Consider the following 23,212-nt stretch of genomic DNA (forward strand, 5'->3'; position numbering starts at 1 on the left):
GAGGCACGGCCGGAGTGGCCTGCGGTGCGGGGTGGGGGGTACGCACCGCAGGCCACGGACGCGGGTCAGCTGTTCCAGGTCCACTTCTGGTTCGTGCCGCCGTGGCAGGAGTACAGCTGGATCTTGGTGCCGTTGCCGGTGCCGGCTCCGACGGCGTCCAGGCACAGCCCGGACTGGACGCCCTGGATGGAGCCGTCCGAGTTGAGGCGCCACTTCTGGTTGTCGCCGCCCCAGCAGCTGTAGATCTGGACCTTGACGCCGTTGCCGGTGCCGGCCGCGTCGAGGCACTTGTTGCCGTAGACCCGGAGCTCCTGCGAGGAGGTGTAGCTCCACTGCTGGTTGCTGCCGCCGTGGCAGTCCCAGATCTGCACCTGGGTGCCGTCGTTGGTGCTGGCGTTCGGCACGTCGAGGCAGCGGCCGGAGGCCACCCCCCTGACCGCCCCGCTACCGCCACCGGGGGTCGGAGACACGGTCGGGCTGGGGGTCGGGCTGGGGGTCGGGCTGCCGCCGGGTGACGGGGAGGGGCTGCTGTCGCCGAGCGTGAGGTTCTTCTGCTGGACCTGCCACTGCGTGTTGCACAGGCCGCAGTTGGGGCCGACGAAGTTGGTGCCGGCCGTGGTGTCGCCCTTCAGCCGCCACTTGAGGTAGAGCACCGCCACACGGCCGAACTCGCCGCCGTTGGTCTGCGTGTAGGTGCCACCGTGCCCGACGTTCAGGTTGCCCATGAACGCGGGCAGGCCCGCGGGCAACTTGCCCCAGTCGTCCAGGGCGTTCGGGTAGGCGATGTCACTGGGACCGCCGATGAAGTAGGCGATCGGCTTCGTCAGCCGGTAGAGCTGGTAGTCGTCGGAGTCGTTCAGCAGGCCGCTGCTGAAGATGGTGGTCGTGGTGATGCGCGAGTCGTTCGAAACGGCGTAGGCCTCCAGCCCGCCGCAGGACCAGCCCCCTACGGCGATCTTGCTGGTGTCGATCTTGCCGTTGTATTTGCTGCCCTGACGGTTGTTCTCCGCGACCGCCCAGTCGATGGACTGGGTGAGCATCTGGGACGTCGTCGATCCGGAACCGCCCGGGCTGCCGCTGGCGATGACCAGGAATCCGTGCGAGGCGATCTCACGGAGGAAGGGCAGTTGTCCCGTCCCGTCGGCGGAGCATCCTCCGTTGCCCCATACGAAAACGGGGAGTTTTTCGGACGGGAGGGTGTTGGGCCGATAGATGGTGTGATTGGGCAGGCTGGTGGAGGTCTCGTAATCAGCCGGGTAAGGGCCCGAGCCGCCGGTCGCCGCGGCGGCCGGCGTAGTGGTCAGCGCCACAATTCCGGCGCAGACCGGGGCGACCGCGGCCACCACTAATGCGCTGATGATCGAGCGTTTTCTCATTTCGCCCTCCGACAGTGTCACGACGGCACTCCGCGCCGGACGTCGCATACGGGCGCACGCCGAGGGAGTCCGACAACGGAAACGGCAGCTCCCACCGCGGCCAGGCTGGTGGGCGCCGACCGAATCTGGAGATCGATGTGGCGAACAATCGACTGCAGGTTTCGCCCGTGTCAGGCGAAACGAGCCGATGAGAGCAGCGTGCAGTTAATATCACGGTGGTAATAAAAAGTGTCAAGCAACGGCATTCGGGCAGTCGGCCCGCAGGCGTGCGGACCGATGACGCCCCTTGATCATCCGGGTCCGGGCGTGGGCCGGCCGGCTGGAGGAAGGGCATGACCGGCTCCTGCCTCGTGCCGGGAGGACAGGCCGGTGCCGGTCACTCCGGCGCAGGTCACGATGCCCGTCGGCCCGAGGCTTCGGCGAAATCTCGTACGGCGGCGGGCCGGCCGAGAAGGCACGTGCCGCGGCGGGCACGGAACGCGCTCCGGCGGACGGGCAAGCCGTTCGAGCGCGTGAAAGTTTCTTCAGCCGTTGCCGCCGAAGCCGTCTCCGCCGATGCCGTCTCCGCCGAAGCCGTCCCCGCTGACAGAGGCCGCGACCTCCGACGCCTCGAAGTGGGTGATCCATGACGCGGCGTCCGGCCAGTATGGTGTCGCGACCTCGATGAGCCGCGCCTCGGCGAGCGAGCCCAGAGCGGAGTGGATCTCCAGCATGAGTTCCCTGGCCGCCTGGCGTGGCCACGGTGCCGGCAGGAGGTGCTCGGGGAGGTCAGGGTCGATGTCCGGGAACTTCCGCCAGGAGTCCATGACGGAGGTCCGGGCCACCAGCGCCCGGGTCGCGTCGACATCCCCGTTGCGGACGGCCACCCGCAGGTCCGAATACCGCGCGATGAAAGCCTCGTAGGCCGAGGCGAGGCCGGCCAGATCGTACGCGGCGGCCGGGCCGTGCGGGCCGGTCTCCTCGGCGAACCGCGTGATCATCACCGACCATCGAGCGCCGTCGACGTCGTCGAGGATGTCGCGCAGCGCCTGACTCACCGGGGCCGGGTCGGATCCCGGCCGGATCCACACGCTGTCGTACAGCCGTGCGAAACCCAGCGCGCCCAGAGCCTTGCGGACCGCGTGCCGAGGGGCCTGCCCGGTCTGTGCCTGCCCTGATTGTGCCTGCCCGGATTGTGTCTGCCCGGATTGTGGCTGCGCTGATTGGGGGATCGAGAAGGAGACCGTCACCCACTCGCCGGTCCATTGCCGCGGGCGAGCGCCGAAGCTCAGGAAATGATCCATCCTGGCACGATGCCTGGCGATCGCCTGAGGAGTGAGGTGATAGACGGGCGGCCGCCCGGAACCCCGTACGGCGATCAATCCCCGCTTGGTCAGCCGGGACAGCGCGGCCCGCGCGCTGGGCTCGCTGATGCCGAACTCCCTGAGTATCGCGACCACCGCCATCGAGGGAAGGCTCGCGTCGTCGGAGTCGAGGTACTCGCCGAGCAGGGTCGTCAGCAGGTGCTGCGGGTTGGGGCCGACCTGCGCGCGTGGGGCTCCGGCATCGCCGCGAGGTGCGTGGTCACTCACGCCATCAGCTTGCCTCACGACGACGCCCCTGCCGTACGGGTACGTGATCGCGGGGCGGCTCGGTCCCCAGGTGGAGGGCGATCCGACGGCCGAGCCGCCGGTGCCCTGCGCCGTACAGGGCGAGCCCGAAAACATAAAGCCGCCGGGCCGATTGTTTCAGGAACATTGCCCGGAAAATCTTGACGCTCCGGTTGGCAGCAGCCTAGTGTCCTGGATCAACGATCCGCATGACAACTCCGAAAGTTTCATACTCAAGGGTGATGTCAGAGGGCTTGTAACCGAAAGACCAGGTCGGCATGGCGGTGCCGAACCTGTCGGGCACGTGCGAACCGAAGCCTGAAGCGGCACGGCGCCGTCACCGTTCTGCACGCGTAGGAGGTGTCCGGCGAGCGCAGCGCACTCCCGCTGCCGGGCCGCGCATCACATCCCTGACCACCAGCAAGCGAAAAGAGGTCGCCGTGAAGCTCCGCAAAGTCTCAGCGGTCGCGCTCGCCGCTACCGCGGCCCTCAGCATGGCAGCGTGCTCAGGCTCGTCGTCCGAGACTTCCTCCGGCGGGTCGGACAGCAAGTCGTTCGAGTTCTGGTCGTTCACCGGGATCAACGCGAAGGGGTCCGCCGAGGAGTACAAGAAGATCAGGCCGGACGTCGAGATCAAGCTGACGGAGGTGGGGAACGCGCAGGAGACGGCGCAGGCGCTCACCACCGCACTCGCCGGCGGCAAAGTGCCCGACCTGGTGCTGATCCAGGGCGACGACCTGCCCAAGTTCGTCCAGCAGCCGCAGAACTTCGTCGACCTGCGCACGATGGGCGCCGACAAGATCAAGGGCGACTACCTCGACTGGGTGATCAGCCAGTCCACGACCAAGGACGGCGCGATCATCGGCATCCCGACCGACGTCGGCGGCATGGCCATCGCCTACCGGGCCGACCTGTTCAAGGAAGCCGGGCTGCCGACGGACCGCGAGGAGGTCGGCAAGCTCTGGCCCACCTGGGACGCCTTCATCGAGACCGGCAAGAAGTACACGGCGGCCACCGGCAAGGCGTTCATCGACAACGCCGGCGGGAGCATCTACTCGCAGGTGGTCAACCAGGGGGATCAGAAGTACTACGACCCCGCGGGCAACCTGGTGTACGAACAGAGCCCCCAGGCCAAGACCGCCTTCGATCTGGCGCTCAAGGCAGTGGCCGCCGGGATCACCGCCAAGCAGAGCACGTTCACCGAAGGCTGGAGCGCCGCGATGAAGAGGGGGGACTTCGCCGTCGTGTCGGCACCGGTCTGGTTGCTCGGCTCCATCCGCGACAACGCCCCCGACACCGCGGGCAAGTGGGACATCGCCACGATCCCCGGCGGCTCGGGCAACTGGGGCGGCAGCTTCCTCGCCATTCCCAAGGGCGCCAAGAACCCGCAGGCCGCCTGGGACTACATCGCCGCCACGCAGTCGCCGCAGGGCCAGCTCGATCACTTCGCTCAGGCCAGGTCACTGCCCTCGACCCCGTCGGTCTACCAGGACCCGAAGCTCACCTCGGTCAAGGACCCGTTCTTCTCCGGCGCGCCCATCGGCACGATCTACACCAACTCGCTGCTCGGCCTGAAGCCGTTCGTCATCGGGCCGGACAGCACCACGATCGGCATCGAGTTCACGAACGCCATCGCCAACGTCGAGCAGGGCAAGGGTGATCCCGCGAAGGCGTGGGACGCGGCGGTGACCAATATCAAGAACGCGATCGGCGGCTAGGGAGATCACGACCCAGGACCTTTCGCATACGCCGCCGGCGCGGGCCGTCCCCCCGGCCCGCGCCGGCGGCGAGGAAGTGAGCAACCGTGACGACGAGCATCAGTGCCACCGAGGTGGGCCTGCCCCCGGCCCCGCCGGAGGAGACGGCGCGGCGTCGTTTCACCGAGATCGTCGCCCCCTACGCCTACATCGCCCCGTTCTTCGTGCTCTTCGCGGTGTTCGGCCTCATCCCGCTGCTGTTCACCTTCTACGTGGCGCTGTTCGACTGGAACCCGATCGGCGAGCACGTGTTCGTCGGCCTGGACAACTTCAGCCGGCTGGCCGGGGACGTGCGGTTCTGGAACGCGGCGCGCAACACCGTGAGCATCTGGCTGCTGTCCACCGTGCCGCAGTTGCTGATCGCGCTGGTGCTCGCGCACCTGCTCAACCACGTACGGCTGCGCCTGGCTCTGTTCTTCCGCATGACGATGCTCGTGCCGTACATCACCTCGGTGGCCGCCACCGCCATCGTGTTCGCCCAGATGTTCGACCGTGACTACGGGTTGCTGAACTGGCTGCTCGGCCTGATGGGCTTCGAGCACATCGACTTCACCCAGTCGGTGGTGGGGAGCCATGTGCTGATCGCCGTCATGGTGACGTGGCGGTGGTTCGGCTACACGGCGCTGCTCTATCTGGCCTCCCTGCAGGCCGTTCCCCGGGCGATCTACGAGGCGGCCGCCGTCGACGGAGCGGGAGGCGTGCGGCAGTTCCGGCACATCTCCCTCCCCGCGTTGCGCCCGGTCATCGTGTTCACGATCGTGACCTCGACGATCGGCGGGCTGCAGATCTTCACCGAGGCCCTGCTCATCAACCGCGGCGCGCCCAACACCTGCGGGCCGATCCGCCAGTGCCAGACGCTCACGCTCTTCCTGTTCGAGCAGGGGTTCACCCAGTTCAAGTTCGGCTACGCCGCGGCGATCGGCGTGGCGCTTTTCGTGATGGTCGTCGCGCTCGCCGGCCTCAACTACTTCCTGTCCACCCGGATCCGCCCGGTCAAGGGCTGAGGGGGCGATCATGCGCACGACGAGGCCGCGCTCGGGTGATCGGGTCCGATGGTGGGTCTACGCGCTGCTGGCGCTCGCCGCCTTCGCCTGCCTGTTCCCCCTGTACTGGATGTTCATCGTCGCCACCACCGACACCGCGACGGCGATCAAGCTGCCGCCCGAGATCGTGCCGGGCGGCAACTTCTTCCACCTCGCCGGGCTGGTGTTCTCGACCGTGCCGTTCGTCCGGTCGATCGTCAACAGCCTGATCGTGGCCGGGTCGATCGGCGTGGGCCAGGCGGTGCTGTGCGCGCTGGCGGGCTTCGCGTTCGCCAAGATGCGCTTCCGCGGCCGCAACGCGCTGTTCCTGTTCGTCGTCCTGACGATGACCGTGCCGACCCAGCTCGCCATCGTCCCCCAGTACATGATCATCTCGTCGCTGGGCTGGGTTGACACGCTCCAGGCGCTGATCGTCCCCGGGCTGGCCAACGCCTTCGGCATCTTCTGGATGCGCCAGCACATCGCGTCCGCGATCAGTGACGAGATCCTTCAGGCGGCCCGCATCGACGGGGCTTCGACCTGGCAGGTCTTCTGGCGCGTCGCGTTCCCGCTGGTGCGTCCCGCCGCCTTCGTGCTCGGTCTGCTGGGCTTCGTCACCGCGTGGAACGACTTCCTGTGGCCGTTCGTGGTGCTGAAGTCGCCGGAGATGTACACCGTCCAGATCGCGATCAAGGCGCTGCAGAACAGCTTCAACATCGACCTCGGCCTCGCCATGTCCGGGTCGTTCCTCGCCACCCTCCCGCTGCTCGTCCTGTTCGTCTTCGTCGGGCGGCGCATGGTGGCCGGGATCATGAACGGCGCCTTCAAGGGCTGAGCCTGTCGTCAGGTCACCCCTCGCGCTGTTTCCGAACGGCGAGGCGGACAGGCCGTTCTCGCGATGCCGACGTCTCCCGGCCTGCCCGTACGGCTGCGGGCCGCATAGGCCGGGTAGCGGAAGCTCGATCGATGTGAGGCGCTAACGTCGCTCCGTGGCCGGACATCTCGCGCGGTTGTCCGCAGTCCACGCCATTTCGTACGTCTGGAGCGATGTATGCCCTATGTTGCGCAACGTAATGGCCGGGAGGCGAGCGCCGAGGACCTGGCTCCCCTCGCCTTCTGGGGCTATGCGCACTTCACCGCCATGCAGGTGCGTGGAGGCCGGGTCCGGGGGCTCGACCTCCATCTGGAGCGGCTGCGATCCGCCTCCGAGGAACTGTTCGGCCGGGCGATGCCCGATGATCGCGTCCGGGCCTGCCTGCGGGCGGCGGTGCAGGCCGGTCCGGACGACCTTTCGCTGACGGCCACCATGTATCCCCCGCCGGGCGAGTTCCCGGTGACCCGGGCTCATGGGGAGCCCGAGCTGCTGGTGCGTACCGGACCGGCCGCGTCCCCGCCGCACGGGCCGCTCGCGCTGGCGGTGGTCGAGTACGAACGGGTCCGCCCGGCCGTGAAGCACGTCGGCGAGATGGCCAAGACGTACTTTCCGCGTCAGGCCGTCCGGCAGGGCTTCGACGACGTCGCGTTCGCCGACCGCCGGGGCCGGCTCAGCGAGGGGTCGATCTGGAATCTGGCCTTCTGGGACGGCGCCGCGGTCGTGTGGCCCGAGGCCGAGATGCTGATCGGCACCACGATGGGGATCGTCCGCAGGCAACTGGACCGCCTGGGCGTGCCCCAGCGCGTACAGGAGATCACGCTCGCGGACCTGCCGGCTCTGCAGGGGGCCGTGGTGATGAACTCGTGGACCCCGGGAGTGCCGGTGCACCGGATCGACTCCGTGTCCGTGCCCGAGGCGCCGTCGTTCGTACGGATGCTGCACCAGGCCTACGAGGCCGAACCGCTCACCTCTCTATAGGAAGCCCTCGCGGGCTCAGCCGGCGGTATCCACCGGCCGAGCGGCCGGTGGGTGCGATCAGGCCGCTGTCGGACCAGAAGCGATCTGGCCTACGGTTCACAGCTCTGTTCCGTCAGTCACACCACGAGCCCGCACCTTCGAGCGCTCGAAACTCAAGCCGGACGACGTACGCGGCTCAGTCGCGCGCGAATTCGAGGATCGCGCCGGCGAACTCCCGGGGCTGTTCGAGATGGCCCATGTGCCCGCTGTTCTCGAGCACCTTCAGGCGGGAACCCGTGATGATCTCGTGGGCGAGGCGTGCCCAGCGCGTGCCGCCGAAGAAGTCGTGGACACCGGCGATGATCAGCGTGGGGACGTCGAGCGAGCGGAGCTCGTCCCGTACGTCGAACGGCGCGGGCTCCTCGCCGCGCATCGGGTCGATCCAGGCGTTCAGGCCGGCGCGCAGCGGCTCCAGGTCCTGCTCGTTCGCCCAGTAGTCGCCGAAGTACAGCGGGAGGATCTCCTTCAGGGACGTGGTGTACGCCTCGTCGTCCTGGGCCGCCAGCGCGCGCTGGAACGCGGCCGGGAGCTCACCGGCCGCGGGCCGGTGCGGGAGACGCTGCGGAAACCTGCCGATGTTCTCCATCGCGTCGGCCCAGAACTCCTCTCCCGTGACCGGCGAGGTGCCGTAGAGGATCGCCCCGGCGACACGATCTGGGTGATCGAGCGCGTAGCGCTGGACGACGAATCCGCCGTGCGAGTGACCGAGCAGGTAGACCTTGGGCGCGGCCAGGTGCTCGACCACGCCATGGACGAACCGGGCGTAGGTGTCGATCCGGTAGTCACGGATGTCGTCGAGGCGGCCGGACGACCCGGTGCCGATCGGCTCCAGATAGACCATGGTCAGGTGCTCTTCCAGGGCCGGCATCCGCAGGTACTCCCAGGCGATGCCGGGGCCGCCCGAATGCACCAGGCACACCGGGCCGGTGCCCGCGATGTGGAAGACCTGCCGTGTGCCCTCGATGGTGATCTCATGCCTGCCCTGCGCGAGGGAGCGGGAGATGGTGGAGCTCATTCGTCATCCCCCGCTCAGCTGCCGGAGCCGGATGCCGCCTGGACGGCCGCCCGGATCTGCTGGGCGAATCCCCGCACGCTGTAGTCCGCGGGAAGGCTGTCGATCAGCACGAGATCGGAGATGGCGTTGTCGACGCGCAGGGGCAGGATCTTCCGGTACTCCGGCGAGTTGTACCACCGGTCGACGGCGGCGCGGTCGGGGAACTCCATGAGGACGACCAGGCCGGGCCAGGCTCCCTCCACGACGCTGACCTCGCCGTTGGCGAGCCACCTGCCGCCGTAGGGCTTCACGGTGGCCTCGACCTGTTCGAGGTAGGACAGGCCCGCTTCGTTGGGGACGTCCCCGGGGATGCGGAGATGGTTGATCAGGTAGGTGCTCATGTCGACCCTCCCGTCGAGTGGCTGCGCACGCGGGTTCGCCGCAGCGCCTTTAGATTACAGTCATAATCTAAGTGGGCCGTACGCGCGTCCGGGTCTCGTGACGCACCTCACGGTGAATCTTCTGGCCGGCCGGCCCGGTATAGATTGCGCTTGTAATCCGGTTTTCCGCGGTACGCCGCCCCCCCGGACACCTGGCAGCAAGCCTCCGACACGTTCTCGATCGGAGCGACGAGGGATCGAAGATGAGCCGAGCATCACAGGCCGAGGCACGGGCCAATCGACAGCGTGTGGTGAAATCCGCCTCGCGGCTCTTCCGCGAGAAGGGGGTGCGCGATGTGAGCGTCGCCGACGTCATGCAGTCGGTCGGCATGACGCAGGGCGGCTTCTACAAGCAGTTCGCCTCCAAGGCGGCGCTCGTCGACGAGGCCACGGCCGAGGCGTTCTCCGACATGCTGCGGCGTCTGGCGGCCCTGGACGGCGACCATGCCGGTCACGATGCCGCGTGGTCGTCGCTGATCGACGCCTACCTGTCACCCGAAGCACGTGACGACCCCGGCAACGGATGCCCGGCGGCCGGGTTCGCCGGCGACTTCGCCCGGGATCCCGAATGGCGCGACACCTACGCCGCCGGGATTCGCGACATGGCCGGGTGGATCGCTCCGGGGGACACCGGGCTGGCTGCCCTGTCCACCCTCGTGGGTGCTCTCCTGCTCGCCCGGGCGACGGCGGGCACCCCTGTCTCCGAAGAGATCCTGCACGCGGCGAGGAAGGCGGCGGCCCGGCTGACCGAGACACCCGAGCAGTGATCGGCACAGCCGGAGAAGGCCCGGGCAGGGGATTTCTTCCACAACAGCGTCGCCTCCCGGGTGGACGCCACCTCGTACGAGGAGAAGCCATGACCGAGCCGGAGCGGACCTTCGTCCGCGGCAATGACCGCCTGGAGCGACTCCTGGCTGATCCGGACATCGCGGCCGAGGTCGCCAAAGCACACGAGTCGGCCGAGGAGATGGATCGCGTCCACGCGATGAACCTCGCGATGATCCGCAAAGGCGGGCAGCTGACCGCGGCTCAGCCCATGCTCTTGGCGCCGTCCAGGGACTCGCGGATGATGTCGGCGTGACCGGCGTGCTGGGCGGTCTCGGCGATGATGTGCGCGAGCACGCGGCGGGCCGACCAGCGCGCACCGGGCTCGAACCACGGGGCCTTCGGCAGCGGCCAGGTCGCGCCGAGGTCGGGCAGCGTGGCCACCACTTCGTCCGTACGGCGGGCCACCTCGGCGTAGGCGGCCAGCACGTCGGAGAGCGTCTCGCCGGGCCGCATGTGGAACTGGTCGGCCCACCAGGCCTGCTCGGCCTCGGTCATGGTCGAGGCGTCGCCCATCGCCGACGGGCCGTTCAGGATGAAGTCCACCCAGTTGCGCTCGACCAGGGCGACGTGCTTGATCAGGCCGCCCAGGCACAGCTCGCTGGCCGTGGTCCGCTGCGCGGCCTGCTCATCGGTCAGGCCGCGGGTGGTGAAGCGCAGGAAGTGCCGGCTCTGGGCCAGCGCCGCCAGCAGGTCGGCGCGCTCGCCGCTGATGGCCGGGGCGTCGATGCTCGTCTCGGTGGTGGTCACAAGCTCCGCCTTCCGTTGTTCCGTTCGTCGGTCGGTGACCACGCTAGGAGCCATAGCGGTCACTTTCTGACCTGAATCGACGCGACAATCGGAGACATGGCGAACACCAGCTCGCGGACGCTGCGGTTGCTCTCCCTGCTCCAGACCCACCGCTACTGGCATGGCGGTGAGCTGGCCGAACGGGTGGAAGTGCTCGCCGACGTCCCGGCCTCCGTCGCGCGCGAACGGATCGGCCGGTGGTGCACCGTCGAGGAGGTCGACGCCGGGCGCTGCCGCATCCGGATGACCACGCACTCCCTGGATTGGCCGATCATGTCGCTGGGCGTGCTCGGCGCGGACTTCAACGTCGTCCACCCGCCCGAACTGCTCGACCGCGTCCACGAATGGGCGGCCCGGTTCCAGCGCGCCTGACGTTCACTCCTCCGCCGGGGGGATGGGGAAGTTCGCCCGGAACACGTTGTCCGGGTCGTAGGCGCGCTTGACCTGCCGCAGCCGGGCGAGGTTGGCCTCGCCGAACGCGTCGAGCAGCCGTTCGGGCCGGCTGTCGGTGTCGAAGGACAGATAGAGGCCGTCGGTGTACGGCGCGACCTCGGCGTCCCACGCGGCGTTCATGGCCGACTGCGAGGCGCCCATCGCGGTGAGCGCGAAGTTCTGGTGCCGGTGCGGATAGGCGGTCGCGTCGGGGGCCAGGTCGTGCGAGGCCCCGCCGGTGGCGCGTATCTGCAGGAAGTAGGACACCCCGGAGCGCGCCACCCGCTCGAAGGCGCGGCTCACGTCACCGTCGAGATGGCTGACCAGGCCGGACCGTACGGCGGGGTTGCCGCCGCCGGTGTGGTGTTTCTCGGCCGGCTGCACCACCGCCGAATAGGGCAGCACGTATCCCTCGTGCCCCAGCAGCGGACCGGCCTCGGCGAGCCGTTCGAGCTCGCGCACCGCGGCCTCGGTGTCCGCGCCGGCGTACACGGTCATGAGCTGGGCGACCGAGTCCTGGCCGCGGCGCGGCGGGGAGAGGATGAGGAAGCTCGTCAGCTCACGCGGCGCCTTCTCGACCGCGGCGCCCCAGCGCTCCAGGAGCCCGGCCGTGTCACGGGCGTCCAGTGTCATCTGGGAGAAGACGATGTCGCCGAGCTCCATCGCCTCGATCTCGACCCAGGTGACCACGCCGAGGTTGCCCCCGGCGCCGCGCAGGCCCCAGAACAGGTCCGGGTTCTCCTCCGGTGAGGCGTGCAGCACCCGCCCGTCGGCGGTCACGACCTCCGCGGCGACGACGTGGTCGATCGTCAGGCCGAACTTGCGTCCGAGCAGGCCGATGCCGCCCGTCGTCGCGAGGCCGCCCACGCCCACGCCGCCGAAGTCGCCCGAGCTGATCGCCCAGCCGTACGGCACCAGCGCCTCGGCGACCTTGCCCCACGTCGCGCCCGCGCCCAGCCGTACGCGGCGGGTGGCCGGGTCCACGACCTCGACGGTGTCGAGCGCGCCGACGTCGAGCACGATGCCGCCGTTGTTCGTGGAACGGCCGCTGATGCCGTGCCCGCCGGAGCGTACGCCGAGCGGGACGTCCTGGGATCGGGCGTACGCGAGCCCCTCGACGACCTGGCCGGCCGTCCGGGGGCGCAGCACCAGGCCGGGGGATCCGGTGCGCAGGTAGTTGTGCCGCACCGACTCGTACGCGCGGTCGCCGGGCTCGACGGCGTCGGCCGCGAGGCTCGCCGGGACCTTGTCGTAGTCGATCCCCTCGCGGCGCAGCGCGATGGCGGCGGCGCCGCGGCGGGCGGTCGCGGGGACGGTGCCGCTGGCCGTCCGCTCGCGCGCCACCGCGTCCCGTACGGCGGGGGCGATCTCCTCGCCGTACACCTGGATGAGCCGCGGGTCGTCGGAGGCCAGGATGAACGTGCCGATGCCGTCCTCCAGCGCCAGGGCGGTCAGCTCCTCCACCCACTGCTCGACCGGCCCCTCGAGGAAACCCTGGCGGGTCTCGGTGACCGCGCCGCCGATGTTCAGCAGGCGACGTATCTGCGCCGGATCGCGCCCGGCCTCCGCGGCGGTCTCGTCGATGATCTGGTTGCCGCGCCGCAGGTCGCCGTCCTTGAGGTAGAAGAGCGAGGGCAGCCAGCCGTCGGCCTCGCGTGCCACCAGGCGCAGCATCCGCGGCTTGTAGGCGCCGAGCCAGATGGGGATGTCGTGCGCGGGGGCCGGGCCGCGCTTGGCGCCCGCGACGCGGTGGTGCTTGCCGTCGACGCGGAGGATGCGGCGCTCGCCCGCGTCCCAGATGCCGCGGAAGATCTCGATGGCCTCCTCCAGCGCGGTCACCGACTCGGCCGGCGTCAGGCGGGTGCCGCCCATCGACTCGATCGCGTCCCAGAAGCCGCCCGCGCCGATGCCGAGGGCGAACCGGCCGCCCGACAGCAGGTCGAGCGACGCCGCGGCGCGGGCCAGCACGGACGGCGGGCGCAGTGGCAGGTTGATGACGTTGCCCGACAGCGTGACCCGCTCGGTGCGCGCGGCGACCCAGGACAGCAGCGTCCAGGTGTCCAGGAAACCCGGCTGGTAGGGGTGGTCCTGGAACGTCACGAGATCCAGCCCGGCGGCCTCGGAGACCTGGGCGAGCCGGACCGGCCCCTGCGGGTCGCGGTTCTGGGGGGTGAGGAACGTGCCGAAGGCCAGTTCGTGGCCGTAGTCCGTCATGCCGACCTCTCGAGAACTAATCTGTCCAACAGACTATATGCGGCACAACTCATCGAGAAGTCATCGTATTCCGCGTTAGAGTGGAGAGGTGACCACACACGAAGCAGCCGAAACCGCGACACTCTCCCCGCAGGGCTCGTCACACGGTTCTGTGCTCGGGTGGTCCCTCGCCGTGCTGCTGCGCGAGTGGAGCGCGCGCGTCGAGGAGGCTTCGCGCGACCTGCCGCAGGGCGTGCGCGGCTATCAGGTGCTCTCCGCGGTCGTGCACGATGCCCCGCCCACGCAGGCCGCGCTCGCCGCCCGCCTCGGCATCGACCGTACGGTCATGACCTATCTGCTCGACAAGTTCGAGGGATGCGATCTCCTGGAGCGCAAGCAGGACCCGTCCGACCGCCGGGCGCGGCGCATCGTGCCGACCGAGCAGGGCCGGCGGCTCCTCGCCGAAGTGGACGCGCGGGTCGCCCAGGCCGAGGACGAACTGCTGTCCACCCTCCCGCCCGAGGACCGGCGGGTCCTCCTGGCCCTGCTGGAGCATGCCGCCACCGGTGCGGCTCCGGCGGGAGAGGACCGCTGCTCGGCCGTCGCGCGTACGGCCGTGCTGACCCGGGAGGCGTGACCCGGCCGGCGTCGGTCAGCCGGTCGGCTTGTCGTTGAGCTCCGCCGTGGCTTCCACGTACGCGTCGGCGGCGCGGGCGAAGTAGTCGAACAGGACGGCCTGCTGCTCGGGCGAGTAGCCCTGCACGATGGCGCCGATCTTCCGGCGGGCCGGGGCCAGGGCCTCGTCGAGGCCGCCGGGGCTGGCGACGAGTTCGATGATGACCTTGCGGCGGTCGTCCGGGTCGGGCGCCCGGCGCACGTACCCCGCCTGCTCCAGGCGGTCGATCAACCTCGTCGTGGGCCCGGTGGTCAGGCCGGTGCGCCGGCCGAGCTCGCCGGGGGTCATCGCGCCGCCCAGCCCGAGGATGTTCAGCGCGTACAGGTCGGTCGCGCCCAGGCCGACGGCCTTCGCGCCGGCGTGACCATGCAGCATCACGGCGCTGAGGTAGCGCCGGTAGACCGCTCCCGGGTCGTCTGGTGTTGACACGTGCCGACCCCCTTCCTAATCTCTTCCTCAGAGAAGAGAAATCTTTGGAGAAGTAACTGCTTCGAAGAAGTTATCACGAGAGGGCATGCGCCATGAACGTCTCCACCACCCCCGAGGTCGCCGCCGTCACCGCCGTTCTGGACCGCCTCACCGCCGCCTGGAACGCGGGGGACGGCGCCGCGTACGGCGCGGAGTTCACCGCCGACGCCACCTACGTCACCTATGTCGGCACCCTCTACGTCGGCGGCGCCGAGATCGGCCGTGCCCACCAGGCCCTGTTCGAAAGCTTCCTCAAGGGCACCCGGCTCGCCAGTGAGATCGTCGGCGTCCGCTTCTCCGGCCCGGACACCGCCCTGGTCGTGACGCGCGGCGACGTGCACAAGGGCAGGCCCGGCAAGCTCGGCAAGATCCAGACCTACACCCTGGTCCGTCAGGCGGACGGCGGCTGGAAGGTGGCCGCCTTCCAGAACACCAAGCACAGGGCCCTCATCGAGGCCGTCTCGTTCAGGGCCCGGCCCGCCACCAGGCCCGCCGCGGTCTCGTCCTGAGCGTGGCCGGGGACCTCGCCTACCCGCCCGGCGGCGCGGGAGCCTGCGGTCCTCGGTAGGGGAGTGTCTCGCTGTAGACGATGTTGGTGGTGGTGCTGCCGAACCGGGCGAGCTCGTCCATCACCTTTTCCAGGTGGGCCATGGAGGTCGCGGCGACCTTCAGCGTGTAGCAGTCGTCACCGGTGGTGCGCAGGCACTCCAGGATCTCCGTACGCTCGCTGAGCAGCCGGTGCAGCGGCTCGTGTCGATTGCCCGGATATTTCAGCCGCACCACGGCGAGCACGGCATATCCGACCTTCCCCAGGTCGACGACCGCCCGATAGCCGCTGATGACGCCGGCCGCCTCCAGCCGCCGTACGCGCTCTGTCGCCGCGGAGGGACTGAGGCTGACCCGCCGGGCCAGCTCGGTGAGGGGAACGCGGCCGTCGCGTTGCAGCTCGGCCAGGATGGACCAGTCGGTCGCGTCAAGACTCTCGGCCATCGGCCGAATATACCGGGAAATCCACGGCGGAACCGCCGATAACCAGGGAGTTCCTTCTTCCGGGCAGCGTGATCGCGTCAATAGTCTGGTGCGGTGAAACTAGGCGTCAACGTCCCGAACTTCGGGCCGGGCACGCGGCCCGGCGTGCTGCGCGGCTGGGCCGAGACGGTGGAGGGGCTCGGGTTCGATCTGCTCATGGTCTCCGATCACGTCGTGGTCACCCCCGACGTGGCCGGGCAGTATCCCGCGCCGTTCTACGAGCCCTTCACCACGCTGTCGTGGCTCGCCGGGATCACCACCAGGATCAGGCTGGGCACCACCGTGCTGATCGTGCCCTACCGCCACCCGCTGCTGACCGCCCGGATGGCGGCCAACCTCCAGGATCTGAGCGGGGGACGGCTCGTCCTCGGCGTGGGGGTCGGCTGGGCCAGGCAGGAGTTCGAGGCGCTGGGCGTGCCGTACGAGCGGCGCGGCGCGCTGACCGACGAGCACCTGCGCGTGATGCGCCTGGCCTGGCAGGACGAGGAGGACTACCGCGCCGGGCACATTCCGATCTGGGTCGGCGGCGGCAGCGACGCCGCTCTGCGCAGGGCGGTGCTGCTCGGCGACGCATGGCATCCGCTGCGCTTCACCCTTCCGTGGCTGGACGAGCGGATGGACCGGCTGGCCGCCGTCGCGGAACGCCTCCGGCGCGCGACACCCGTGCTCGCCCCGCGCATTCTGCTGCGGCTCACCACCACCCCGGTGACGGGCGAGGGCCGCCGGGCCGGCGAGGGCACCCTCGACCAGGTCATGGACGACCTGGACCGGCTGCGCCTCCTGGGCGCCGAGACCGTGCTGCTCGACCCCTTCTATGGGGACCCCGAAGAGACGAACCATCCGGAGACGGCGTGGCACCTGCTCGAAACCGTGGCCGCCGCCTACACGAAGGAGCATTCATGACATCCGCCGACGAGAAGTTCCTCCGCAGGGCGATCGAGCTGGCCGCCGAGGCGCGGGCGGGCGGCAACCCGCCGTTCGGCTCGCTGCTGGTGGGCCCGGACGGCGACGTGCTTGTCGAGGAGCGCAACACCTCGATCACGGAGGCCGACATCACCGCGCATCCCGAGCTGAAGCTCGCGCGCTGGGCCGCCCGCGAGCTCGACCCGGCCGTCGCGGCCGGCACCACCATGTATACGAGCTGCCAGCCGTGCGGCATGTGCGCGGGCGCCATCGAACGCTCCGGGCTCGGCCGTGTCGTCTTCGCGCTCTCCACCGAGCAGCTCGGCACGCTCAAGCCGCCGGCCGGCCCGTCGGCCTTCCGGCAGGAGGGGCCGGCGCTCTTCGACGAGGCGCGCGTGCCGGTCGAGGGGTACTACCTCTGACGCGCCGCTCTCAGCCTGCGTCCGGGACGTAGCTCAGGTTGAGCACGCCGGTCGTGAACGTCTCCGACTTCACGAGCTTCAGCTTGTGAGTCGGGGTGTCCTCGAACAGCCGCTGCCCCCGGCCGACGACGATCGGGTGGACGAGCAGGTTCAGCTCGTCGAGCAGCCCGTTGGCGAGAAGCCACCGCACGGTCGTCGCGCTGCCCGACATCTGCAGGTCGCCGCCCTGGATCCGCTCCTTGAGCTCGCGCAGGCGGGCGGCGACGTCGCCGTCGACGACGGTGGTGTTGTTCCAGTCCGCCTTCTCCAGGGTGGTCGACACGACGTACTTGGGTGCGCTGTTGAAGGCCGCGGCGATCTCCGGGTCCTGGTCCGTCGTCGTCCAGTAGGCGGACCACTCGTCGTAGAGCCTGCGGCCCATCAGCATCCCGGCCGAGGTCTGCATGCCCGCCTGGATCACGGCGCCCATCTCGTCGTTCCAGTAGGGGAAGTGCCACTGGTCGGGCGACTCGACGACGCCGTCGAGCGAGATGAAGAAGTTGGCGACGATCCTGGCCATGTGCTCCGCTCCTCTGGTCGTATGACGGTGGCTGCGGAGCGACACTAGGCGGGCACGCCCGCGCGGTTCTTGTACGGAAACGACATGGCCCGCGGCTACGGCCGGCGCAGCCGCCACAGCAGGTAGGCGGCGACGGACGACGAGTCGCTGACGACGCCATCGAGGATCATCTGCTCGAACTCGGTGTGATGCACCCACCGCTGGCGCATGTCCTGCTCCGTGTGCTCGCGCCGGGGTTCGCCCTTGGTGAGGCCGGTGGCCACGTAGACGTGCAGCCCCTGGTCGGTCATCCCGTGGGCGCTGTCCATGCGTCCCAGGTAGCGCATCCGGTCGGCCCGGAGCCCGGTCTCCTCCACCAGCTCGCGCCGGGCCTCGGCCTCACGGTCGTCGGCCTCGGCGCCGCCCTGCGGGAAGCTCCACGAGCGGCGGCCGATCGGATAGCGGTATTCCTCCACGATGTGGAAGCCGTCGCCCTCCTCCGGCACGATCAGCACGAAGTCGGGCCTGACCACATATCCGTACAGGCCGGGAGAGCCGTCGGGGTGCTCGATCGCGTCCTCGCGGACCGTCATCCACGGGTTGCTGTAGACGACGCGGGAGGACACCTGCCGGATCACGGGCTGCGCTTCGGTCACGTGGCCGGATCCTACCCACGCCCGGGGCCGTACGTCCGTGCGCGCTCGGCCCGGCGGTCACTTCTCCGTCACTTCTCCGTGGTCTGGTCGGCGGCGGGCCGGTAGGCGACGGACAGCACGCCGGTCGGGAAGGTCTCCGAGGACGCGAGCGTCATCGGGATCTCCAGGCCCTCCTCGAACAGGTGCTGGCCCTTGCCCACGACGATCGGGTGGACCAGCAGCCGGAGCTCGTCGAGCAGGTTGTGGCGCATCAGCGAGCGGACGAGGTTGGTGCTGCCGCTGATGCCGATCGTCCTGCCGGGCTGCCGCTTCAGCTTGGTGATCTCCTCGGCGAAGTCGCCGGTGACGAGGGCGGAGTTGTGCCATTCGACCGTGTCGAGGGTCGTGGAGACGACGTACTTGGGGACGTTGTTGATGAAGTCGGCGAAGGGGTCGTCTTCGCCGGCCTTGCCGGGCCAGTAGGCCGCCCAGCTCTCGTACATGACCCGGCCCATCATCATCGCGTCCGACTCGGACATCAGCGCGCCGACGGCCGCGCCCATCTCCTCGCTGAAGTAGGGGAAGTGCCACTGGTCGGGCGCCTCGACGACGCCGTCGAGGGACATGAAGAAGCTGGCGACGATCTTGCGCATCTGGGTCTCCTCGGTCTCGCGCTTGCGTGACCCCAGACTCGCAGCCGACCACTTCTACTGTCAAGACAATTCTTTTTGTCGGTGGTGCGGCGGACGCCGGGCGGGATATGCCCCTGCCGATATCCCGCCTGGTGATCCGCCCGCTCGCCCTGAGGAGGACGACGGGCGCACGTCAGGGCCGTCGCCGTCAGCCCGGACGGCGGGACGGTCGCCACGGCGGGCGCCGACCGCACCGTGAAGCTCTGGGACACGCGCACCTGGGCGTCGTACGCCACGCCGACCGGGCACACCGCACCGGTGCAGGCTCTCGCGTTCAGCAGGGACGGGCGTTCGCTCGCGTCCGCGGGAGACGACCGCACGATCATGGTTCGGCGCACCTGCTGACCGCCATCGTCCGGTCTCCGCTCGCGTTTGCCAGACTGCCGGACATGACACGCCGGTCTTCCCTCGCCGATCTCCGCCGCAGGCTCGCGCACGTCCGCTGGATCGCCGGCGGCACGGGAGCCGGCAAGAGCACCGTCACCCAGGCCCTGGCCGAACGGCACGACGTGCACGTCTACGACGGCGACCGAGCCGAGCTCGGCTACGTCAAGAGGTGCGATCCGCGGCGGCAGCCCCACCTGTGGGCGTTGCTGCGAACGCCCACCGAGGACAGATGGGCGGGCCGCACCGCCGAGGAGATCTTCCACGCCATGCCCAGCCTGCACGGCGAGACCTTCGGGTTCGTCCTCGACGACCTGCTCGCCCTGCCCGCCGACCGGCCCGTCCTCGTCGACGACTTCCGCACGCTGCCGAGCGAGGTCGCGCCGCTGGTCACCCGGCCGCAGCAGGCCGTCTTCCTCCTGCCCGCGCCCGAGTTCCGGGCCCGTGCGCTGGGCGCCCGGTTCGCCGACCCCGCCCGGGCGCGGGCCAACTGGGGAGACGGTGACCACGCGGACGCCCTGGCCAAGCGGCTGGCCCGCGACCTGCTCTGGGACGAGGAGGTGCGACGCCAGGCCCGTGAGCTCGGGCTGCCGGTCGTGCACGTCGACGGCTCCCGGAGCGTCGCGGACCTGGCCGCGGACCTGGCCGCGGACCTGGCCGCGATGTTCCGGCTCGATCAGATCACGTAGGTCCGGGGAAGGCGACGTCGGAGAGCGGGCCCGCAGGTCAGCGCAGCGTCTCGCCGTCGGGCAGGGCCAGCGCGGGCAGCTCCGCCCGGGTGGGCAGCCCCTCCCAGTCTCCGGCGCAGGCCACGCTGGCGGCTCCCAGCAGGGTCGCCCGTTCGAGCCGGCCGTACGCGTCGAGCCCGTCGAGCCGCCCGGACAGATATCCGGCGGTGAACGCGTCGCCCGCGCCGACGACGTCCACCACGGGCACCCGCCGAGCCGGGACGTCGAACGAGGTCCGCGCGTCGTGGTAGCTCGCGCCCGCCGCGCCGCGCTTGACGACGACCTCCTCCACACCGGCGTCCAGCAGGGCCGTCACACGCTCGCGTTCGCCGTCGCCGTCCGCCACGAGGCCGAGCTCGTCGTCGGACGCGATCAGCACCGTGACGTACGGCAGCAGCGGGCGCAGCGCCCGCGCGGCCGCCTCCCTGCTCCACAGCAGGCACCGGTGGTTGACGTCGAGGCTCACCCAGGCGCCCGCCGCGCGGGCGTGTCCGGCGGCGGCGGCGACGGCCTCCAGCGGCGCGGGCCCGAGCGCCGGCGTGATGCCGGTGAGGTGCAGGCCCGTCTGCCCGGCCTCGACGGCGGGGCGCACCTCGTCCCACGACAGCGTCGAGGCGGCCGAGTCCCTGCGGTAGTAGTGCACCCGGGCCCGGCCCCCGGCGGCCACGTCCCGCAGCAGCAGGCCGGTCGGGGCGTCCGTGCGCCGCACGACGTGGTCGGTCAGCACGCCCTCGGCCCGCAGCGTGCGCAGGACCAGCTCGCCGGGCTCGTCGTCGCCGAGCGCGCCGGCCCAGCGGGCCGTGTGCCCGAGGCGCGACAGGGCGATCGCGACGTTGGCCTCCGCGCCGGCGGTGGACATCCGCGAGTCGCCGCCGAGGCGCAGCGGCCCGGCGCAGCGGACCGTGACCATCGCCTCGCCGATCGTCAGGACGTCCGCCCTCATCGCGCGCCCACCAGGTCGAGCGCCGTTCTCACCCGGCGGCGCAGGCCGTCCAGGTCGCCGCCGCGCGGGGCGTCGCCGAGCAGCGGCGAGCCGAGCCCGACCGCGACGGCACCGGCCTCAAGATAGTCGCGCACGCTGTCGAGCCCGACGCCGCCGACCGGCACGAACGGCACGCGGGGGAACGGGTCCCGCAGCGCGCGCAGATAGGAGACCCCGCCCGTGGAAGCGGGGAAGAGCTTGACTGCGGCGGCGCCCCGCGCGGTCGCGGCGATGACCTCGGTGGGTGTCATCGCCCCGGCGAGCACGGGCATGCCGAGGCGCAGCGCCTCGTCCACCCCTTCGCCGAGGCCGGGGGTGACGGCGAACGTCGCGCCCGCGTCCCGGGCCGCGACGGCGTCGCGCGCGGTCAGCACGGTGCCCGCGCCGAGGTGCACGCCCGCGCCCAGGCTGGAGGCGGCCTGCCGGATGACCGACAGCGCGTCGGCGCCGCTGAGCGAGACCTCCATCAGGGTCACGCCCTCCTCGGCGAGGACCTCGACGCTGCGCAGCGCCGCCGCCGGGTCGTCGCCGCGGACGATGGCCAGGAGCCGCCGGGTCGTGAGGAGATCGAGCAGATCGTGTGGTTGCACGCCGGTCACCATTCTGCGAAGGAGTGGTCGGGGTAGCGCCAGACCGGGGAGCGCCAGGCGTGACCCCGCTTGTCGGCCTCACGTACGGCCGCCTCGTCGACCACGATGCCGAGGCCCGGCCCGGTCGGCCGGGAGAGGCGGCCCTCGCTGAACGCGAAGACGGACGGATCGACCAGGTAGTCGAGCAGTTCGTTGCCGTCGTTGTAGTGGATGCCGATGCTCTGTTCCTGGATCAGGAAGTTGGGGGTCGCGAACGCCACCTGGAGGCTGGAGGCCAGGGAGATCGGTCCCAGCGGGCAGTGGGGCGCGAGCAGCGCGCCGAACACCTCGGCCTGGGCGGCGATGCGGCGGACCTCCGAGATGCCGCCGGCGTGGGACAGGTCGGGCTGCGCCACGGCGACGCCCGCCTGGAAGGCCGGCAGGAAGTCCCAGCGGGAGTAGAGCCGCTCGCCCAGGGCGATGGGGATGTTCGACGCCTCCACGAGGCTGCGCACCTGGGGCAGCGACTCCGGCACGACCGGTTCCTCGACGAACAGGGGCGTGAGCGGTTCGAGCAGCGGCAGCAGCCGCCGGGCGTTCGGATAGGAGACCCGGCCGTGGAAGTCGACCGCGATGTCGCGGCCCGGGCCGAGCACCTCGCGGACCGCCGTGACGCGCGCGATGACCTCGTCGATCTCGCCCGGGCCCGCGATGGGGGACATGCGGCCGCTGGCGTTCATCTTCACCGCGGTGAAGCCCGCCTCCACCTGACGCCGGGCCTCCTCCTCGATCTCGCCGGGCTCGTCGCCGCCGATCCAGGCGTACGCCCGGACGTGGTCGCGTACGGGACCGCCGAGCAGCTCGTGGACGGGAACGCCGCGCGCCTTGCCGGCGATGTCCCACAGGGCCTGGTCGAGACCGGCGACGGCGCTGGCGAGCACCGGCCCGCCGCGGTAGAAGCCGCCCTTGGTCATGACCTGCCAGTGGTCCTCGATGCGCAGCGGGTCGGCGCCGATGAGCAGCTCGGCGATCTCGCCGACCGCCGCCCTGACCGAGCCGGCCCGCCCCTCGACGACGGGCTCGCCCCAGCCGACGTGTCCCTCGTCGGTCTCGACCCGGCAGAACAGCCACCGGGGCGGCACCAGGAACGTTTCGATGCGCGTGATCTTCACCGGTCTCCCTGGAGGCGGGCCGCGCGGTCGACGTCGGCCATGGACTTGTCGAGCAGCGCGAGCGCGCAGGTTCTGGCGGCCTCGCCGTCCCCCGCCCGGATGGCGTCGAGCAGGGCCCGGTGGCTCGGCACCGGGTCGTCGGTGGTGACGACGTCGTGGACGATGCGGTCGCGTTCGGCGAGCACCGACTCGATGACGACCTCCATGCGGACCAGGAGCTCGTTGCCCGTCGCGGCCAGGACGGCGCGGTGGAAACGCAGGTCGGCGGAGGCCGCCTCGGCCGGTGTCGTGGCCGCGGTCATGTCCTCAAGGGCCGCTTCGAGCTCGGCGAGGTCGGCGTCGGTGCGCCGGCCGGCGGCCAGCGCGGCTGCGGCCGGTTCGAACATCTGCCGCACCTCGGCGAGCTGCCCGAGCATCTCGCTGCCCCGGTTCTCGAACTCCCAGCTGATCACGTCGGGATCGAGCAGGTTCCACTCGCTGCGGGGGCGCACCACCGTGCCCCGCTTCTGCCGCGAGTCGACCAGGCCCTTGCCGGCCAGCACCTTCAGCGCTTCACGCACCACGGTGCGGGACACCTGCAGCTCGGCCTCCAGCTCGACCAGGTCGATGCGCCCGTTCTCGGCGAACTGCCCGGTGACGAGGCGGCGGCCGATGATCTCGACGACCTGGCCGTGGATGCCACGCCCTTTGTAGGTGCTCATGCTCT

The 23,212-nt window shown here is 70.4% G+C and carries 28 protein-coding genes and 1 pseudogene; 14 read left to right on the forward strand and 15 right to left on the reverse strand.

Going from position 1 to position 23,212, the window contains the following annotated elements; translation table 11 throughout:
* Positions 1–65: 65 nt before the first annotated feature.
* Together OHB01_RS10760 and OHB01_RS10765 are read right to left on the reverse strand one after the other, a co-directional pair.
* Positions 66–1,376, reverse strand: coding sequence for an RICIN domain-containing protein (locus tag OHB01_RS10760; protein ID WP_328855289.1), 1,311 nt, complete (start codon positions 1,374–1,376; stop codon positions 66–68).
* Positions 1,377–1,900: 524 nt separating this feature from the next.
* Positions 1,901–2,947, reverse strand: a complete 1,047-nt coding sequence (locus OHB01_RS10765) for a PaaX family transcriptional regulator C-terminal domain-containing protein (protein WP_328855290.1) — start codon at positions 2,945–2,947, stop codon at positions 1,901–1,903.
* 512 nt (positions 2,948–3,459) lie between these two features.
* Here OHB01_RS10765 and OHB01_RS10770 point away from each other — a divergent pair.
* The 4 genes from OHB01_RS10770 to OHB01_RS10785 all read left to right on the forward strand — a co-directional run bounded on the left by OHB01_RS10770 (position 3,460) and on the right by OHB01_RS10785 (position 7,596).
* Positions 3,460–4,683 carry an ABC transporter substrate-binding protein gene (locus OHB01_RS10770; protein WP_205830547.1) on the forward strand — a complete coding sequence of 408 codons (1,224 nt, stop codon included), beginning with the start codon at positions 3,460–3,462 and terminating at the stop codon, positions 4,681–4,683.
* Positions 4,684–4,769: 86 nt separating this feature from the next.
* On the forward strand, positions 4,770–5,726 hold the full coding sequence (locus OHB01_RS10775) for a carbohydrate ABC transporter permease (protein ID WP_260617357.1): 957 nt from the start codon (positions 4,770–4,772) through the stop codon (positions 5,724–5,726).
* 10 nt (positions 5,727–5,736) lie between these two features.
* Positions 5,737–6,579 carry a carbohydrate ABC transporter permease gene (locus tag OHB01_RS10780; RefSeq protein WP_142649121.1) on the forward strand — a complete coding sequence of 281 codons (843 nt, stop codon included), beginning with the start codon at positions 5,737–5,739 and terminating at the stop codon, positions 6,577–6,579.
* A 216-nt stretch (positions 6,580–6,795) separates the two neighbouring features.
* A complete protein-coding gene (locus OHB01_RS10785) occupies positions 6,796–7,596 on the forward strand; it encodes an aminotransferase class IV family protein (protein ID WP_147943280.1) in 801 nt (266 codons plus the stop codon).
* A 175-nt stretch (positions 7,597–7,771) separates the two neighbouring features.
* On the opposite strand, the gene OHB01_RS10790 is transcribed toward OHB01_RS10785, so the two are convergent.
* Entirely contained in the window at positions 7,772–8,650 is an 879-nt protein-coding gene (locus OHB01_RS10790; RefSeq protein WP_147943281.1) for an alpha/beta fold hydrolase, read from the reverse strand.
* A gap of 14 nt (positions 8,651–8,664) precedes the next feature.
* Positions 8,665–9,030, reverse strand: a complete 366-nt coding sequence (locus OHB01_RS10795) for a DUF1330 domain-containing protein (RefSeq protein WP_147943282.1) — start codon at positions 9,028–9,030, stop codon at positions 8,665–8,667.
* Between the two features lie 242 nt (positions 9,031–9,272).
* Here OHB01_RS10795 and OHB01_RS10800 point away from each other — a divergent pair, with 242 nt between their 5' ends.
* The gene (locus OHB01_RS10800; protein WP_147943283.1) at positions 9,273–9,836 is read left to right on the forward strand and encodes a TetR/AcrR family transcriptional regulator; all 564 of its coding nucleotides are present in this window, start codon (positions 9,273–9,275) and stop codon (positions 9,834–9,836) included.
* 89 nt (positions 9,837–9,925) lie between these two features.
* Complete coding sequence (locus tag OHB01_RS10805) at positions 9,926–10,150, forward strand: hypothetical protein (protein ID WP_187280634.1); 225 nt, start codon at positions 9,926–9,928, stop codon at positions 10,148–10,150.
* Here OHB01_RS10805 and OHB01_RS10810 read toward each other — a convergent pair.
* Positions 10,099–10,644 (reverse strand): DinB family protein, encoded by a 546-nt coding sequence (locus OHB01_RS10810; RefSeq protein ID WP_261985771.1) that lies wholly within the window; start codon positions 10,642–10,644, stop codon positions 10,099–10,101. The genes OHB01_RS10805 and OHB01_RS10810 overlap by 52 nt on opposite strands.
* A gap of 96 nt (positions 10,645–10,740) precedes the next feature.
* Here OHB01_RS10810 and OHB01_RS10815 point away from each other — a divergent pair, with 96 nt between their 5' ends.
* Positions 10,741–11,055, forward strand: coding sequence for a WYL domain-containing protein (locus tag OHB01_RS10815; protein ID WP_147943285.1), 315 nt, complete (start codon positions 10,741–10,743; stop codon positions 11,053–11,055).
* A 3-nt stretch (positions 11,056–11,058) separates the two neighbouring features.
* On the opposite strand, the gene OHB01_RS10820 is transcribed toward OHB01_RS10815, so the two are convergent.
* Positions 11,059–13,329 carry an LLM class flavin-dependent oxidoreductase gene (locus OHB01_RS10820; RefSeq protein WP_147943286.1) on the reverse strand — a complete coding sequence of 757 codons (2,271 nt, stop codon included), beginning with the start codon at positions 13,327–13,329 and terminating at the stop codon, positions 11,059–11,061.
* Between the two features lie 88 nt (positions 13,330–13,417).
* Here OHB01_RS10820 and OHB01_RS10825 point away from each other — a divergent pair, with 88 nt between their 5' ends.
* On the forward strand, positions 13,418–13,945 hold the full coding sequence (locus OHB01_RS10825; protein WP_142649132.1) for a MarR family winged helix-turn-helix transcriptional regulator: 528 nt from the start codon (positions 13,418–13,420) through the stop codon (positions 13,943–13,945).
* A gap of 15 nt (positions 13,946–13,960) precedes the next feature.
* Here the strand turns inward: OHB01_RS10825 and OHB01_RS10830 are convergent, their stop codons facing one another.
* Positions 13,961–14,413 carry a MarR family winged helix-turn-helix transcriptional regulator gene (locus OHB01_RS10830; RefSeq protein WP_261985772.1) on the reverse strand — a complete coding sequence of 151 codons (453 nt, stop codon included), beginning with the start codon at positions 14,411–14,413 and terminating at the stop codon, positions 13,961–13,963.
* Between the two features lie 92 nt (positions 14,414–14,505).
* On the opposite strand from OHB01_RS10830, the gene OHB01_RS10835 reads away from it, so the two are divergent.
* The gene (locus OHB01_RS10835; protein ID WP_147943287.1) at positions 14,506–14,961 is read left to right on the forward strand and encodes an SgcJ/EcaC family oxidoreductase; all 456 of its coding nucleotides are present in this window, start codon (positions 14,506–14,508) and stop codon (positions 14,959–14,961) included.
* Between the two features lie 19 nt (positions 14,962–14,980).
* Here the strand turns inward: OHB01_RS10835 and OHB01_RS10840 are convergent, their stop codons facing one another.
* Complete coding sequence (locus tag OHB01_RS10840) at positions 14,981–15,442, reverse strand: Lrp/AsnC family transcriptional regulator (protein ID WP_328855291.1); 462 nt, start codon at positions 15,440–15,442, stop codon at positions 14,981–14,983.
* Positions 15,443–15,535: 93 nt separating this feature from the next.
* Between OHB01_RS10840 and OHB01_RS10845 the strand changes: the two genes are divergently transcribed.
* Together OHB01_RS10845 and OHB01_RS10850 are read left to right on the forward strand one after the other, a co-directional pair.
* Complete coding sequence (locus tag OHB01_RS10845; RefSeq protein WP_328855292.1) at positions 15,536–16,384, forward strand: LLM class flavin-dependent oxidoreductase; 849 nt, start codon at positions 15,536–15,538, stop codon at positions 16,382–16,384.
* Entirely contained in the window at positions 16,381–16,806 is a 426-nt protein-coding gene (locus OHB01_RS10850; protein WP_142649135.1) for a nucleoside deaminase, read from the forward strand. The genes OHB01_RS10845 and OHB01_RS10850 overlap by 4 nt, the downstream gene beginning before the upstream one ends.
* Before the next feature lie 10 nt (positions 16,807–16,816).
* Here the strand turns inward: OHB01_RS10850 and OHB01_RS10855 are convergent, their stop codons facing one another.
* The 3 genes from OHB01_RS10855 to OHB01_RS10865 form a co-directional block, all read right to left on the reverse strand.
* Complete coding sequence (locus OHB01_RS10855; RefSeq protein ID WP_142649136.1) at positions 16,817–17,365, reverse strand: dihydrofolate reductase family protein; 549 nt, start codon at positions 17,363–17,365, stop codon at positions 16,817–16,819.
* A gap of 95 nt (positions 17,366–17,460) precedes the next feature.
* Entirely contained in the window at positions 17,461–18,000 is a 540-nt protein-coding gene (locus OHB01_RS10860) for an NUDIX domain-containing protein (protein ID WP_260617359.1), read from the reverse strand.
* A gap of 68 nt (positions 18,001–18,068) precedes the next feature.
* Positions 18,069–18,632 carry a dihydrofolate reductase family protein gene (locus tag OHB01_RS10865; protein ID WP_328855293.1) on the reverse strand — a complete coding sequence of 188 codons (564 nt, stop codon included), beginning with the start codon at positions 18,630–18,632 and terminating at the stop codon, positions 18,069–18,071.
* Between the two features lie 177 nt (positions 18,633–18,809).
* Here OHB01_RS10865 and OHB01_RS10870 point away from each other — a divergent pair.
* The 3 genes and pseudogenes from OHB01_RS10870 to OHB01_RS10880 form a co-directional block, all read left to right on the forward strand.
* Positions 18,810–18,869 (forward strand): annotated as a pseudogene (locus tag OHB01_RS10870) (WD40 repeat domain-containing protein); the annotation flags it as partial.
* Positions 18,867–19,016, forward strand: a complete 150-nt coding sequence (locus OHB01_RS10875) for a WD40 repeat domain-containing protein (protein WP_260617365.1) — start codon at positions 18,867–18,869, stop codon at positions 19,014–19,016. The pseudogene OHB01_RS10870 and the gene OHB01_RS10875, both read left to right, overlap by 3 nt.
* Before the next feature lie 44 nt (positions 19,017–19,060).
* The gene (locus tag OHB01_RS10880; RefSeq protein ID WP_328855294.1) at positions 19,061–19,744 is read left to right on the forward strand and encodes a hypothetical protein; all 684 of its coding nucleotides are present in this window, start codon (positions 19,061–19,063) and stop codon (positions 19,742–19,744) included.
* 37 nt (positions 19,745–19,781) lie between these two features.
* Here OHB01_RS10880 and OHB01_RS10885 read toward each other — a convergent pair whose 3' ends face one another.
* Genes OHB01_RS10885 through OHB01_RS10900 form a run of 4 tightly spaced genes read right to left on the reverse strand, consistent with a single transcriptional unit; the run spans position 19,782 to position 23,207 of the window.
* The gene (locus tag OHB01_RS10885) at positions 19,782–20,726 is read right to left on the reverse strand and encodes a sugar kinase (protein ID WP_328855295.1); all 945 of its coding nucleotides are present in this window, start codon (positions 20,724–20,726) and stop codon (positions 19,782–19,784) included.
* Positions 20,723–21,355 (reverse strand): bifunctional 4-hydroxy-2-oxoglutarate aldolase/2-dehydro-3-deoxy-phosphogluconate aldolase, encoded by a 633-nt coding sequence (locus tag OHB01_RS10890; RefSeq protein ID WP_222709501.1) that lies wholly within the window; start codon positions 21,353–21,355, stop codon positions 20,723–20,725. The genes OHB01_RS10885 and OHB01_RS10890 overlap by 4 nt, the downstream gene beginning before the upstream one ends.
* 5 nt (positions 21,356–21,360) lie before the next feature.
* Positions 21,361–22,506, reverse strand: a complete 1,146-nt coding sequence (gene dgoD, locus OHB01_RS10895) for a galactonate dehydratase (RefSeq protein WP_142649141.1) — start codon at positions 22,504–22,506, stop codon at positions 21,361–21,363.
* Positions 22,503–23,207 carry a FadR/GntR family transcriptional regulator gene (locus OHB01_RS10900; RefSeq protein WP_142649142.1) on the reverse strand — a complete coding sequence of 235 codons (705 nt, stop codon included), beginning with the start codon at positions 23,205–23,207 and terminating at the stop codon, positions 22,503–22,505. Before OHB01_RS10900 ends, dgoD begins: the two co-directional genes overlap by 4 nt.
* Positions 23,208–23,212: the final 5 nt, after the last annotated feature.

The sequence above is a fragment of the Microbispora hainanensis genome (genome assembly GCF_036186745.1).
Taxonomy (GTDB): Bacteria; Actinomycetota; Actinomycetes; order Streptosporangiales; family Streptosporangiaceae; genus Microbispora.